We start from the raw sequence: 14,215 nt of genomic DNA, 5'->3' as shown, positions 1-14,215 counted from the left end.
CCGGCACCGGTAAGGTGCAGTCGATGTCTGAATCGCTTTATGGGTCCGTTGTCGACCTCCCCCTGGTGCACGCCGGCAAGGTGCGCGAGTTGTACGCGATCGGCGACGACCGGCTGTTGATGGTCGCCACCGACAAGATCTCCGCGTTCGACTTCGTGCTGACCCCGCCGATCCCCGACAAGGGCGAGATTCTCACCCGGATGTCGCTGTGGTGGTTCGACCAGCTGCGGGATGTAGAGAATCACGTCGTGTCCACCGACGTGCCCGAGGCCGTCGCCGGGCGTGCGGTGATCTGCGAGAAGCTCGAGATGATCGAGATCGAGTGCGTCGCCCGCGGCTACCTGATGGGTTCGGGCTGGGCCGAGTACGAGCGCACCCGGACGGTCTGCGGCATCGAGCTGCCGATCGGAATGCAGAACGGTTCCCGGCTGCCCGAGCCGATCTTCACCCCCGCCACCAAGGCGCCGATCGGTGAGCACGACGAGAACATCGACTTCGATGAGACCGTCCGCCGGGTCGGGCGGGACACCGCCGAGCAGATCCGCGACCTCACCCTCAAGATCTACCGCCAGGCGGAGTCGTACGCCTCCGAGCGCGGCATCATCCTGGCCGACACCAAATTTGAGTTCGGTCGCCGCGCCGACGGCACCATCGTGCTCGCCGATGAGGTGCTGACCCCGGACTCGTCGCGGTTCGTCGACGCGGAGACCTGGCAGCCGGGCGTGCGGATCGATTCCTACGACAAGCAGTTCCTGCGCAACTGGCTGACCGACGAGACGGACTGGGACCGGGCGTCGAACGTCGCTCCGCCGCCGCTGCCGGAGGAGATCGTCGCAGCCACCCGCCAGCGCTACGTGGAAGCGTACGAGGCACTCACACAGCAGCGCTTCCGGTAGCGGCTCAGGACGCTTGGGTGATTCATAGCCGCCCCAACTAGGATTCACTCCATGGCGCGCGTTGTGGTTGATGTAATGCCCAAGCCCGAGATCCTCGATCCACAGGGCAAGGCGGTGACCGGGGCCCTACAGCGGCTGGGCTTCGACGGACTCACCGTCCGGCAGGGCAAGCGGTTCGAGATCGAGGTCGACGGCGACGTCACCGAGGACCGGCTCGAGGAGATCCGCAAGGCGGCCGACACGCTGCTCGCCAACACCGTGATCGAGTCGTTCACCGTCCGCGAGGAGACGGTTGCCGACCAGGCGGCCAACCGATGACCGCACGGATCGGAGTCATCACCTTCCCCGGCTCGCTGGATGATCACGACGCGCTGCGCGCGATCCGGCAGTGCGGGGCCGAGGCGGTGCCGCTGTGGCACGGCAGTGACTCCCTGGACGACGTGTCCGCGGTCATCCTGCCCGGCGGCTTCTCCTACGGCGACTACCTGCGCTGCGGTGCGATCGCCCGATTCGCGCCGATCATGTCCGAGGTGATCACCAGAGCCGGCGCCGGGCTGCCGGTGCTCGGGATCTGCAACGGCTTCCAGGTGCTCTGCGAGGCCCATCTGCTGCCGGGCGCGCTGATCCGCAACGACGTCCAGATCTTCACCTGCCGGGACCAGAAGCTGATCGTGGAGAACGACCGGACCGCCTGGACCAACCAGTTCAGCGCCGGCCAGGAGATCACCATCGTGCTCAAGAACGGCGAAGGCCGCTACGTCGCTGACGCCGACACCCTCGACCGGCTCGAGGGTGAGGGCCAGGTCGTCTTCCGCTACGCGAGCAGCGATCTCAATCCCAACGGCTCTTACCGCGACATCGCCGGGGTGTCCAACGAACGGGGCAACGTCGTCGGTCTGATGCCGCATCCGGAGCACAACGTCGACCCGCTGACCTCGCCGACCCTGGACGGAGTCGGCTTCTTCGCCAGCGTCCTGGCGCAGTTGCAGGCTGTCTGAAGCTGACGCTCCGGCCGTGAGAGCAGGCGTACGACCCCGGCGGGCGCTGACCGTCCGGACCATCTTGATCATCGTCGCCCTGGCGGTGATCTTCGCGATCCTCCGGCTGCTCAGCGGGCTGCCGACGCCCGCCAGTGACAGCGGCTTCTACACCACCAAACTGGTGCTGGTCGGGGTCACCGGCAGGACCACTCCGGACGCCACCGACCGGAGGGTGATCGACGCCCACCGTGACGATGCGCAGATCGGCGCGATCTCCATTAGGCCCCAGGAACAGCAGGAATGTGCAGCCGCCGGCTGGCTGACCATCGGAGCCGGTCGACGAACGACTGCCGGCGGCTTGTGCGATCCGACCGTGACCGGTTCGGGTACGACGGCAAGGGTCACGGACTGGTCGCAGCGGCTTGACATCGCGGCTCGCAACGCCGGCGACGCAAAGCTAGGTACCCTCGCCTCGACAAGCCCCGGTTGTGTCGAGGCGGTCGGGCCGGGTGCGGCCCTGGCGGCAGCCAACCCGGACGGCACACTCGATCGCTACGAGACCGCCACCGACCTGATCGGCAGCAAGGAGCGGCTGGACTGCCCGCTGACGATCGTCGACGCCGGCTCGGAATCGGACAAGATCATCTCGGCATTGGCCGCCCGCAGCGACGTCACCCTGATCGTCAGCGGCGTGGGGCCGAATGCCGGCAGCCGGAACCGGGATCTGCAGGCCATCTACCGGATCGGCACCACGCTGCCGGGGATGATGACCTCGGACAGCACCCGGCGTCGCGGGATCGTGATCCTGACCGACCTCAGTCGCACGCTGATCGGCTTCAGCCTGGGGGACAAGCCGGTCCCGGCCGGTGCGCCGATCGACGGCAGTCCTATCGAGGTGCAGACCGACCGGACCCCGTCGGCCGCGCTGCTGGCCGGCCACCTGCGATCGATCCACAACCTGTCTGCGGTCGCGCCGGCCGGCTACCTGGCCGGCACCATCGTCGGCGTGCTGCTGGCAGCCGTGCTGGCCGTCGCCCTGCTCCGTCGGTGGTGGCGTACGGCCTGGGCCATGATCGCCGGGCTCGGCACTCTGACCGCCACGCTGATGCTGACCGGGTCCTTTCCCTGGCAGGCCAGTTCGCACCCAGGTGTGGCGCTGGTGATCACGCTGGTGCTGTGGACCGCGATCCTGATCGGCCTGACCTTGTTGATCTCCCGATGGCGACGGCTTCCGGTCCCGATGGTCGCGGCCGGCCTGGTGATGGCCGCCTTCACCACCGACGCCGCGCTCGGCGGGCTGATGGAACCGGGATCGCTGCTGAATTCCAAGCCGGTCATCGGCGGGCGGTGGTACGGCTTCGGCAACGTCAGCTTCGGCTGCTACGCCGCCTCGATCCTGTCCGTCGCCGGATACGTTGCCCACCGCTACCTGCGCCACGGCCATCGAACGGCGGCCATGATCGGCGTCCTCACCGTCGGCGCGCTCGGCGTGCTGGTCGAGGGCTGGCCGTCGATGGGCTCCGACTTCGGCGGCGTCATCACGCTGGTGCCGGCGATCCTGCTGATGGCGATCGCGATCTCCGGCCGACGGATCACCTGGGGCAAGATCATCGGCATCGTTGCGGCGGCCGTGATCGTCGTCGCCGGGGTATCGCTGCTGGACTGGTCGCGCGGCGCGGGTCACCGCACCCACCTGGGCGACTTCGTCCAGCGGGTGATCGCCGGTGACGCCTGGCCGATCCTGATCCGCAAGGCCGAGGCCTCCTTGCACACGATGATCCTGCCCGGCGGGATCGCCGGGATCATCGTCGCCGCCGCGATCTGGGTAATCATCCTGCGCTGGTTGCGCAAGGCCGTACCTGAGGATCTGTACGCCCCGTTCACGATCACCGCGATCGCGGCCTGCCTGACCAGCGTGCTCGGCACACTGGACAACGACGGCGGGGTCTGGGTGCTGGTAACCGTGACCGGGCCCTTCGCGCTGACCACCTTCGCGCTGCTGATGTATCGCTACCAGGCGTACGGCCTCGGGGCGGTGCTGCGCTGGGAGGAATTCGCCGACCGGCCGACACCGGGGGTCGAGCACCCGGTTGCCGATCACCGTGATCCGCACCGGTCGGGCAATCCTGCGATCCGTGGCCGTACGCGTCGCCGCCGCTAGCCGCCGATGAACTCCAGCATGTCCTTGTCGAGTTGCTCCTGGTAGGCGCCGTAGATGCCGTGCGGTGCGCCCGGATAGACCTTCAGGGTGCCGTTCTTCACCAACTTGATCGACTTCTCGGCGGCGTCGGCGATCGGCACGATCTGATCATCGTCCCCATGGGCGATCATGATCGGGACGTCAAGGGACTTCAGGTCCTCGGTCTGGTCGGTCTCGGAGAACGCCTCCACGCAGTCGTACGCCGCCGCCAGATTGACCAGCATGCTCTGCCGCCAGAAGTCGTCGATCGCACCCTGGGAGACCTTCGCCCCATCGCGGTTGGCACCGTAGAACGGAACCGCAAGTTCCTTGTAGAACTGGGATCGGTCCCTGAGCACGCCGGCGCGGATGTCGTCGAACGCTTCGATCGGCGTGCCCTCCGGATTGGCATCGGACTTCACCATGATCGGTGGCACCGCTCCGGCGGTGATCACCTTCGCGACCCGCCCGGCGCCGTACCGGGCCGCGTAGCGCACCACCTCGCCGCCTCCCGTGGAGTGCCCGACCACGACGAGATCGTGGAGATCGAGCGCCTCGACGAGCTCGGAGACGTCCTTGGCATAGGTGTCCATGTCGTTGCCGGTGTAGCTGGACGATGACCGTCCGTGACCACGGCGATCATGAGCGATGGTACGGAAGCCGGCGTCGGCGAAAGTCTTCAACTCGACCTGCCAGGCATCGGAACTCAGCGGCCAGCCGTGGCTGAAGAGGATCGGCTGACCCGATCCCTGGTCGGTGTAATAGATCTCGGTGCCGTCGGTCGCAGTGATGTGGGGCATCAGGAACCTTTCGGTGGTGGGAGGTCTCGTCGGGAAGCGCGGTCAGGAGGTGAACCGCTGGACGAATTCCAGGGTCGGCTCGGCCACCTCCCGCCAGCCGTGGTCGATGGTCAGCGAATGGCCGCGATCGGGAATCTCGGTGAATTCGGTGACGCCCGGGTTGTGCTTGTGCTGGTAGTTGTAGGTCGCCCTGGTGATCGCCAGCGGGACCGTATTGTCCTTGGCCCCGCCGATGATCAACAAGGGGCCGCGGTCGGTGTTCCTGGCAGCCACGGTGACCTCGTTGTGGAAGGGGTTGAAATTGGCGACCACGGCCTGGAAGAGCGGCACCCCGGAGGCGGCCACGTGGTAGCTGTCGTAGAGCTGCCGGGCCTCGTCCCGATCGAGATTGTTGGCCCAGCCGTAGACGAACTGGTCGAAGGTCAGCGCGATCGCCTTGCCGCGATTGGCGGGGTTGCCGAGCACCGGCGACGACGACCGGATCGATGACAGTGGCACCGGCAGCACACCTTTGAACGGTGCGTTGTCGATCGCCACCGTGGCCGCGGCGGCGCCCGTGCCGGCGATCTTCTGGGCGATCAACCCGCCGAAGGAGTGGCCGACCACGGCGGGCTTCCTGTCCAGCTGTGCGATCGCAGACAGGTAGTGGTCGGTGACCTGCTGGACCGTCTTGTGGGCGAACACCTCGGGGTATGCGCGGGCTTCCTGCACCGTCGGCGGATCGTCCGGCCAGCCCGGGGCCAGTGTCGCGTAGCCGCTCTCCTCGAAGAGATCGCGCCACGGCTGCCAACTGCTGGACAGCAACCACAGTCCATGGACGAAGACCACCGGCGTCCGACCGGACGCGTTGGCCCGGTCGATCTCGTCCTGCTCCCACTGCGCCAGCTCGGTCGCCAGATCGGTCATGGACCGCCCCCACTGTCCGGATGCGGCCGAGGCCGCCACGAGAAGCTATCCATCAGTGTGGTGCAAGTCCGCACATTCCGATAGAGGGGAGAGACCGGATTCGCCGGCGGGCGGCGCGGCTCGATAACCTTGGCCCGTGGCGGACACCGTTGATCAGGCGGCCAAGACTCCCGATACCCAGCAGCCGTGGAGCGAGCTGGGTCTCAAGGAGGACGAGTATCGGCGTATCCGGGAGATTCTCGGTCGACGCCCGACCGGCAGCGAGCTGGCGATGTACTCGGTGATGTGGTCCGAGCACTGCTCCTACAAGTCCTCCAAGGTGCATCTGCGCCGGTTCGGCGAACTGGCGCCCGAGACCCCGGTCGGCAAGCTGTTGGCCGGTATTGGCGAGAACGCCGGTGTGATCGACATCGGCCAGGACTGGGCCGTCACCTTCAAGATCGAGTCCCACAACCATCCGTCGTACGTCGAGCCCTATCAGGGTGCGGCGACCGGCGTCGGCGGCATCGTCCGCGACATCCTGGCGATGGGTGCGCGGCCGGTCGGCGTGATGGACGCGCTCCGCTTCGGGCCGCTGGACGCGGCCGATACGCATCGGGTGCTGCCCGGTGTGGTCGCCGGGGTCGGCGGCTACGGGAACTGCCTCGGGCTGCCCAACATCGGCGGCGAGGTGGTCTTCGACCGGTCCTATCTGGGAAACCCGCTGGTCAACGCGTTGTGCGTCGGAGTGCTCAAGCACGAGGACCTACACCTGGCCAAGGCGACCGGGGTCGGCAACAAGGTGATCTTGTACGGCGCCGCGACCGGTGGCGACGGCATCGGCGGTGCCTCGGTGCTCGCCTCCGAGACCTTCGACGAGACAGGCCCCGCCAAGCGACCGAGCGTCCAGGTCGGCGATCCGTTCCAGGAGAAGCTGCTGATCGAGTGCACGCTGGAGCTCTTCGCCGCCGGTGTGATCAACGGCATCAGCGATCTCGGCGCCGCCGGACTCAGCTGCGCGACTGCGGAGCTGGCCAGCTCCGGTGACGGCGGCATGCATGTCGAACTCGACCGGGTGCCGCTGCGCGACCACACGCTCAGCCCGGAAGAGATCCTGATGAGCGAGTCCCAGGAACGCATGATGGCGATCGTCGAGCCGCAGCATGTCGAGCGGTTCTTCGAGATCTGCCGCAAGTGGGACGTGCTGGCCACCGACATCGGCGAGGTCACCGAGACCGGGCGCCTGATCATCGACTGGCACGGCGAGACGATCGTCGATGTCAAGCCGCGCACGGTCGCCGCCGAGGGCCCGGTCTACGAGCGGCCGTACGCCCGCCCGGACTGGCAGGACCGCGTCCAGGCCGACGGCGTCGCCGGGCTTGCCCGACCGACGACCGATGATCAGCTGCGCGACACCCTGCTCGCGATCATCGGCTCGCCGAATCTCGCCGACAAGTCCTGGGTGACCGATCAGTACGACCGCTACGTCCGCGGCGATTCGGTGCTGGCCCAGCCGGAGGATTCCGGGATGCTGCGGATCGATGAGGGCACCGGCCTCGGCGTCGCTCTGGCGACCGACTGCAACAGCCGCTTCGCCTATCTGGATCCGTTCGCCGGCGCGCAGCTGGCGCTGGCGGAGGCGTACCGGAATGTGGCCGTCACCGGCGCTCGTCCGGTCGCGGTGTCGGACTGCCTGAATTTCGGGTCTCCGGAGGATCCCTCGGTGATGTGGCAGTTCGAGCGCGCGATCGCCGGGCTGGTCGATGCCTGCAAGAAGCTCGGCACGCCGGTCACCGGCGGCAACGTCAGCTTCTACAACCAGACCGGGACCCAGGCCATCCTGCCCACCCCGGTCGTCGGAGTGCTCGGCGTGATCGACGACGTCGCCAAGCGGACGCCGATGGGCTTCGCCGCCGATGACGATGTGATCCTGCTCCTCGGCGACACCAAGGACGAGCTGGCGGGCTCCGCCTGGGCCGGGGTGGTCCATGATCATCTCGGTGGCCGGCCACCGGCCGTCGACCTTGATCACGAGCAGCGGCTGGCCGAGGTGATGATCACCGCGGCGCACCAGGGCGCTCTGACCAGCGCCCACGATCTGTCCGAGGGCGGCCTGGCCCAGGCGCTGACCGAGGCGGTGCTGCGCAACGGGCACGGTGCCCGGATCACGCTGGCCGACGACGCCGGCCCGTTCGTCGCGCTGTTCTCCGAGAGCACCGGGCGGGTGCTGGTCTCGCTGGATCGCGACCGGCTGGAGGGATTTGTGGAGCTCTGCCGGACCCACCGGGTCCCGGTCCGCGAACTGGGCACCGTCGGTGGCGACCGGCTGGACTTCGACGGTCGCTTCAGCCTCGGTATCAAGGAGCTGCGGACCGCCTGGCAGGCACCGATCCGGGCCGTCCTCGCCGCCTGACAGGCCCCCGCTGGACCAGCCGCAGGCGGTGCGGATCCGCGGGGTGGGCCTGGTCCCGGGCTGCGATAGCGTCGGGATCGTGACCTCATCGTTCGCGGTCGACGTGCAGGGCGGCACCTTGGCCGTTCACGAACTCGCCGGCGACAGCGACAGCCCGACCACGATCCTGGCCGTGCACGGCATCACCGCCAACGGTCTGTCGTACGCGACCCTGGCCCGGCGGCTGCCCGGAGGCGTACGGCTGCTGGCTCCGGATCTGCGGGGTCGCGCCGAGAGCGCCGCTGTCACCGGTCCCTGGGGACTGGCTGCGCACGTAGCCGACCTGATCGCGGTTCTTGATCACTTCGGACTGGACCGGGTCCCGGCGATCGGCCACTCGATGGGCGCGTACGCGCTGGCGCTGGCTGCCGCCCGGCACCCGGATCGGTTCGAGCGGGTGGTCCTCGTCGACGGCGGGATCGGCTTCCCGACACCGCCCGGAGCCGATGTCGACGCGATGCTGGGCGCCGTCCTCGGCCCGGCCCAGGCGAAGCTCTCGATGACGTTCGCCGACCAGGCGGCGTACCTGGAATTCATGCGGACCAACCCGGCGATCGTCGAGACCGAGGCGCTCGGACCGAAGATCGCGAAGGACCTGCAGAGCTACCTGTTCCACGATCTCGTTCCCCGCCAGGGCGGCGTGCTCGGCAGTTCCTGCGTCCCGGAGGCGATCCGGTCCGACGGTGCGGATACCATGATCGACTCCGAGGTGCTGACCGCCGCGAGCCAGCTGACGATGCCGGGCACGTTGTTCTGGGCGCCACGTGGGCTGCAGAACCAGACGCCCGGGCTGTTGCCACCCGAGCTGGTCGAATCGGCCGGGCTCGGGCCGCGCGTGCGAACCGAGTTCGTGCCGGACTGCAACCACTACTCGATCGTGTTCGCCGACCATGCCCTGGATCGGGTCCTGAACGCGCTCTTCGGTTGATGGCGGACGCAGTCCCGGCTGAGAGCCGGATCGACAGGATCACCGGCTTCGGCGATCACGTCCGGATGTTGTGGTCGATCACACCCGGCTGGACGCTGCTGTGCCTGATCACTTCCCTGATCAGCGTCGGTTGCAATGTGCTCGCCATGATCGCCATCGGCCGGCTGATCGGCGCGCTGGCAGCGGTGGTCGGGCACAGCGGCCCCGCCGCGACGCTGTGGCAGTGGTTCGTGATCTTCGCCGGCGGGGCGATCCTGCTGCAGCTCGTCAGTGCGGTGACGACCTGGGGCAATGCCCGGGTGAGCGCCGCCTACCGGGTCCGGCTGGACGAGCTGATCGCCGAGGCCGGTCTGCACCCGCGCGATCTCGGCACCCTCGAGGACCAGCAGTTCGCCCAGCGGCTGACTGACCTGACCGCCAACAGCAAGGGCTGGCTGTTGCGCAACGGGTTGACCGGCTCCTGGATGTTCCTGGTCCACAAGCTGGTCGCGGTCGGCGCGGCGGTGATCGTCTTCTCCTGGCGCTGGTGGGTGCCGTTCGTGGTGATCGCGGCCTTCCTGCTGGTGGCGCGGCTGAGCCGGTCCTGGCTGGATTCGATGCTGGACAACGTCTTCGAGAAGCCCAATGTCGACCGGCAGCGTTCGGACTACATCGGACGGCTGATGATCCATCCTCAAGCAGCGAAGGAGATCAGGATCTTCGGCATCGGCCGCTGGCTGGAGCGCCGCTACGTGCTGCTGTTCGAAGCCGCGGGGAACGCGTACTGGCCGAAGGCGCACCGTGGGCTGGTCCGGATGGCCGGGGTGCTGCTCATCGAGGCCGCGGTGATGTTCGGTGCCCTCGGCCTGCTGGGTCGGGACGCCTGGCGCGGCGCCGTACCGATCGGCACCGTCACCACCACGGTGATGGCGATCCTCGCGCTGGAAGCGTTCGCGCCGATGGGCGATATCGAGTCCGGCCTGATCCGGATCGCGGTCTTCCTGCGCAATCTCTTCGGGCTGCGGCGATCGGTCGGGCTGCCCGAACTGCATACGGTGACGCCGGCTCCGGCCGCCGCGCGGCGGCCCGGCGCAGTCGGGATCGATATCGACGGCCTGACCTTCACCTATCCGACCCGCGACGAGCCGACCCTGCAGGAGCTGTCGCTGCACGTCCCGGCCGGCCAGTCCCTGGCGATCGTCGGCGTGAACGGCGCCGGCAAATCGACCTTGATCAAACTGATCGCCGGCCTCTACCCGGCGGGCAGCGGGACCGTACGCGTCGACGGCAGGGATCCGTACGCCGACGAGACCAGCCGCGGCCAGGTCGCGGTGGTCTTCCAGGATTTCGTCCACTATCCGCTGTCGTTGCGGGAGAACGTGGGCTTCGGTGCCATGGGTTTCGGAGGCACAGCCGGCGGTGAGATCGACCAGGCGTTGCTGGACCGGGCCCTCCGTGATGCCGCCGGTATCGCGGTGCTGGAGCGGGTCGGCGGTGACTGGGACACCGTGCTGACCAACCAGGCCGAGGGCGGCACCGACCTGTCAGGCGGTCAGTGGCAGCGGGTCGCGCTGGCCCGGGCGCTGGCGGCCGTCGGCGGTGGTGCCGGGGTGCTGGTGCTGGACGAACCGACCGCGGCGTTGGACGTCCGGGCCGAGGCGGAGATCTTCGACCGCTTCCTCGACATGACCCACGGCGTCACGACGATCCTGGTCAGCCACCGGCTCTCCACCGTCCGCCGGGCCGAGCGGATCGTCGTCTTGGACGGCCGCACCGGCAGGATCGCCGAGGACGGCAGGCACGAGGAGCTGATCGCCCGGGGCGGGGCGTACGCCGAGATGTTCACCCTGCAGGCGCGACGCTTCGCGATGGCCGGCCCCGAGGATCCCGCATGATCGCCACCGTACGGGCGCTGTGGCTGGTGACCGTGATCGCCTTCAGGGTCAGCAGGACCCAGAGCCTGCTGGCCTTCGGCGAGACCGCGGGCAAGGTCCTCTACGGCCTGAATCCCTTGTTCTACGGGCTTTTCGACTCCGGAGTCATCCATCGCGACGTCCGCCAGTTGATGATCGCGGTCATCGGGCTGGGCTTCGGGACCGGCATCAACGGCATCCTGCAATGGGTCGGCACCAGTGCGCGGCTGAAGCAGCAGGTCTACGTCGGCTTCGAGTTCTCCCGGCAGATCGCCCTGATGATGTCGGAGATCGAGACCCTCGACCACCACGAGGATCCGGTTCTGCTCGACAAGCTGCAGTCGTTCCGCAGCTGGTCAGGCGGGGTCGGTGGTGCCCTGAACGCCCTTCTCAATATGGTCAACTCCGTGGCCTGGAGCGCCACCACGCTGATCGTCGCACTGTCGGCCGACTGGCGGTTGATCATCCTTGCGCTGCTGGGAATCCCGCGGCTGCTGCTGGTGCCGGTGACCCAGCGCTGGAACAAGATCGCCGAGGAGACCGGCAGCCCGTTCCGCCGGCTCGCCGACCAGTTGGTCGATCTGACCCGGGATCGTGACGCCGGCGCCGAGAGCCGGGTGTTCGCCCTGCGGACCCTGCTGATGCAACGGATCTCCAGCAGCAGCCGGCGTGCCCAGCGGCCCGATCAGGATCGCAACACCAAGACCGCAATGCTTGAGCTGGGTAACGGATTGTTCTTCTTCGGCGGCGCCGCCGCGATCATCGGTTGGATGGTGCACGACGCGATCGGCGGGACGGTGGCGGTCAGCGCACTGACCATCGCCGTCACCTCGATGGGTTCGCTGCAGGAGATCAGTTCCGGCCTGGTCAGTACGGCGCGGTGGCTGGGCCAGGAGTCCCGATCGGCGACCCGCTTCGTCTGGTTGCGCGACTATGCTGCGACCATCCACGCCCGGCACACCGGGCACCGCCGGCCGCCGGCCCGGCTCGACAACGGGATCCGGCTGGAGCACGTCAGCTATCGCTACAACGGCGCCGATTCCGACGCCCTCTGCGATGTTGATCTTGACCTGCCGGCCGGCACCGTGGTCGCCGTAGTAGGGGAGAACGGCGCCGGCAAGTCAACCCTGGTGAAGCTGTTGACCGGCATGTACCAGCCGACCGGCGGCCGGGTGCTGATCGACGATGTCGATCTTGCCGAGATCGATCTCGACGCCTGGCGGGCACGGACCTCTGCAGCCTTCCAGGATCATGCCAATCTCGAATTCCTGGCCGGCGAGGCGATCGGCCTCGGCGACCTCGACCACATCGAGGACGAGCCCGAGATCAATCGCGCGCTGGCCGACGGTGCCGCCTCCGACGTCCTGACCGCCCTGCCGCAGCGGTTGCAGACGCAGTTGGGCACCACCTGGCCCGACGGGGTCAACCTGTCGGGCGGCCAGTGGCAGCGACTGGCGATCGCCCGCGGGATGATGCGCCGGCAGCCGCTGCTGCTGGCGCTCGACGAGCCGACCTCGGCGCTGGACGCGGCGACCGAACACGCGCTCTTCGACCGCTACGCCACTGCGGCCCGCGACGCCGGCCGCAGCGGCGGCGTCACGGTGCTGGTCACCCACCGGTTCTCCACGGTGGCGGCCGCCGATACGGTGCTGGTCCTGGCGGAGGGACGGATCGTCGAGCAGGGCACCCACCGGCAACTGATGGCCGCCGGTGGCGCCTATGCCGAGTTGTACGAGATCCAGGCCCGCGGCTATCGCTGACCGGCCCCGGTATAGGTTGCGGTCATGACGATCCCCAGCACTGCCGACGAGGTCCGCGCGGCCGTCGAGCGCGAGCTGCCGCGCGTTCTCGCCGATCTTGCCAGCCACGTCGCCATCCAGTCGGTGAGCGCCGATCCGGATCGCGCCGACCAGGTGCAGGCCAGCGCCGAGTGGGTCGCGAACCAGTTGCGTGATCTTGGTGCTGCGACGGTGGCGATCGACGCCGTCGACGGTGGCAAGCCGGCCGTGATCGCGCACTTCCCGGCGCCCGAGGGCAGGCCGACGATCTGCCTGTACGCCCACCACGATGTGCAGCCGGAGGGTGACCCGGGGCTCTGGGAGACCGGAGATCCGTTCCAGGTAACGGAGAAGGGCGATCGGCTCTTCGCCCGCGGGGTCACCGACGACAAGGGCGGCCTGGCCATGCACCTGGCCGTGCTCAGGGCGTACGAGGGCAGGCCGCCGGTCGGTGTGACCCTCTTCATCGAGGGCGAGGAGGAGGTCGGATCGCCGACCCTGAAGGCCTTATTGGCCAAGCACCGCGACGAACTCGCCTCCGATGTCTTCGTGATCGGCGACTCGGGAAACTTCGCCGTCGGCGTGCCGACGTTCACCAACACCCTGCGCGGCCTGGCCGAGGCGTATGTGGAGGTGCAGACGATCGATCATGCATTGCACTCGGGCGGCTTCGGTGGCGTCATTCCCGATGCGCTGATGGTGCTGGTCCGGCTGCTCGGCACCCTCCACGATGATCAAGGAAACGTGGCCGTCGAAGGCCTGCACTCCGAGCCGGCGCCCGACGTCGACTACCCCGAGGAGCGGATCCGGCAGGAGTCGGCAATCCTTGACGGCGTCGACTACATCGGCGACGGCAGCTTCGCCGAGCGGCTGTGGACCAAACCGTCGATCACCATCGTCGGCCTGGACGCGACGCCGGTCTCCAAGGCCTCCAACACCCTCTGGCCGAAGGCTGCTGCCAAGATCAGCATGCGGCTGGCGCCGAACGAGGACGCGGCCGCCGCGCAACAGAAGTTGATCAAGCACCTCGAAGATCACGTGCCGTGGGGCGCACAGGTCAGCGTACGAGCCGGTGAGGCGGGCGAGCCGTCCGTCGTGCCGTTCGACGGCCCGTACGCCGAAGCCGCCCGGTCGGCCTTCCGGGATGCCTGGCAGGCCGAGCCGGTCTTCATGGGCCAGGGCGGCTCGATCCCGATGATCGCCGATTTCCAGCAGGCCTATCCGCAGGCGACGGTTCTGGTCACTGGTGTCGGTGATCCGGACTCCAGGCCGCACGGCAGCAACGAATCCCTGCACCTGGGCGATTTCCGGCGCGCCTGCCTGTCCGAGGCGCTGCTGGTGCACAACATCGCCGGCCTGTAGTTCATCGATGTTCGTGGGGATGATCGCGCCGTCACGACGCGGCACATTCTTTCCCCACCAGGC

Annotated in this window: 11 protein-coding genes; 9 read left to right on the top strand and 2 right to left on the bottom strand. The window is 68.2% G+C overall.

The annotated features are described in order from the left end of the window. Positions 1 to 23 precede the first annotated feature (23 nt). The 4 genes from IEY07_RS11670 to IEY07_RS11660 are packed head-to-tail and all read left to right on the top strand — an operon-like array spanning position 24 to position 4,037. Positions 24 to 896 carry a phosphoribosylaminoimidazolesuccinocarboxamide synthase gene (locus IEY07_RS11670; RefSeq protein ID WP_229669986.1) on the top strand — a complete coding sequence of 291 codons (873 nt, stop codon included), beginning with the start codon at positions 24 to 26 and terminating at the stop codon, positions 894 to 896. 51 nt (positions 897 to 947) lie between these two features. After that, complete coding sequence (gene purS, locus IEY07_RS24120; RefSeq protein WP_229669985.1) at positions 948 to 1,214, top strand: phosphoribosylformylglycinamidine synthase subunit PurS; 267 nt, start codon at positions 948 to 950, stop codon at positions 1,212 to 1,214. Further along, positions 1,211 to 1,894, top strand: a complete 684-nt coding sequence (gene purQ / locus IEY07_RS11665) for a phosphoribosylformylglycinamidine synthase subunit PurQ (RefSeq protein ID WP_188895552.1) — start codon at positions 1,211 to 1,213, stop codon at positions 1,892 to 1,894. Before purS ends, purQ begins: the two co-directional genes overlap by 4 nt. Before the next feature lie 16 nt (positions 1,895 to 1,910). Beyond that, positions 1,911 to 4,037 carry a hypothetical protein gene (locus IEY07_RS11660; protein WP_188895551.1) on the top strand — a complete coding sequence of 709 codons (2,127 nt, stop codon included), beginning with the start codon at positions 1,911 to 1,913 and terminating at the stop codon, positions 4,035 to 4,037. Here the strand turns inward: IEY07_RS11660 and IEY07_RS11655 are convergent. Next, the gene (locus tag IEY07_RS11655; RefSeq protein ID WP_188895550.1) at positions 4,034 to 4,855 is read right to left on the bottom strand and encodes an alpha/beta fold hydrolase; all 822 of its coding nucleotides are present in this window, start codon (positions 4,853 to 4,855) and stop codon (positions 4,034 to 4,036) included. The two genes, IEY07_RS11660 and IEY07_RS11655, sit on opposite strands and share 4 nt — an antisense overlap. Positions 4,856 to 4,897: 42 nt before the next feature. Further along, positions 4,898 to 5,761 carry an alpha/beta hydrolase gene (locus tag IEY07_RS11650; RefSeq protein WP_188895549.1) on the bottom strand — a complete coding sequence of 288 codons (864 nt, stop codon included), beginning with the start codon at positions 5,759 to 5,761 and terminating at the stop codon, positions 4,898 to 4,900. Positions 5,762 to 5,897: 136 nt separating this feature from the next. Here IEY07_RS11650 and purL point away from each other — a divergent pair, with 136 nt between their 5' ends. The 5 genes from purL (at position 5,898) to IEY07_RS11625 (ending at position 14,152) form a co-directional block, all read left to right on the top strand. Continuing rightward, positions 5,898 to 8,153, top strand: a complete 2,256-nt coding sequence (purL, locus tag IEY07_RS11645) for a phosphoribosylformylglycinamidine synthase subunit PurL (RefSeq protein WP_188895548.1) — start codon at positions 5,898 to 5,900, stop codon at positions 8,151 to 8,153. Between the two features lie 79 nt (positions 8,154 to 8,232). After that, a complete protein-coding gene (locus IEY07_RS11640) occupies positions 8,233 to 9,120 on the top strand; it encodes an alpha/beta hydrolase (RefSeq protein ID WP_188895547.1) in 888 nt (295 codons plus the stop codon). Next, the gene (locus tag IEY07_RS11635; RefSeq protein WP_188895546.1) at positions 9,120 to 10,994 is read left to right on the top strand and encodes an ATP-binding cassette domain-containing protein; all 1,875 of its coding nucleotides are present in this window, start codon (positions 9,120 to 9,122) and stop codon (positions 10,992 to 10,994) included. Before IEY07_RS11640 ends, IEY07_RS11635 begins: the two co-directional genes overlap by 1 nt. Next, on the top strand, positions 10,991 to 12,772 hold the full coding sequence (locus IEY07_RS11630; RefSeq protein ID WP_188895545.1) for an ABC transporter ATP-binding protein: 1,782 nt from the start codon (positions 10,991 to 10,993) through the stop codon (positions 12,770 to 12,772). Before IEY07_RS11635 ends, IEY07_RS11630 begins: the two co-directional genes overlap by 4 nt. Positions 12,773 to 12,796: 24 nt before the next feature. Further along, positions 12,797 to 14,152 (top strand): dipeptidase, encoded by a 1,356-nt coding sequence (locus IEY07_RS11625; RefSeq protein ID WP_188895544.1) that lies wholly within the window; start codon positions 12,797 to 12,799, stop codon positions 14,150 to 14,152. Positions 14,153 to 14,215 lie beyond the last annotated feature (63 nt).

Source organism: Microlunatus endophyticus (genome assembly GCF_014646195.1).
GTDB classification, from domain to species: Bacteria; Actinomycetota; Actinomycetes; order Propionibacteriales; family Propionibacteriaceae; genus Microlunatus; species Microlunatus endophyticus.
This window is presented reverse-complemented; position numbering and strand designations above follow the sequence as displayed.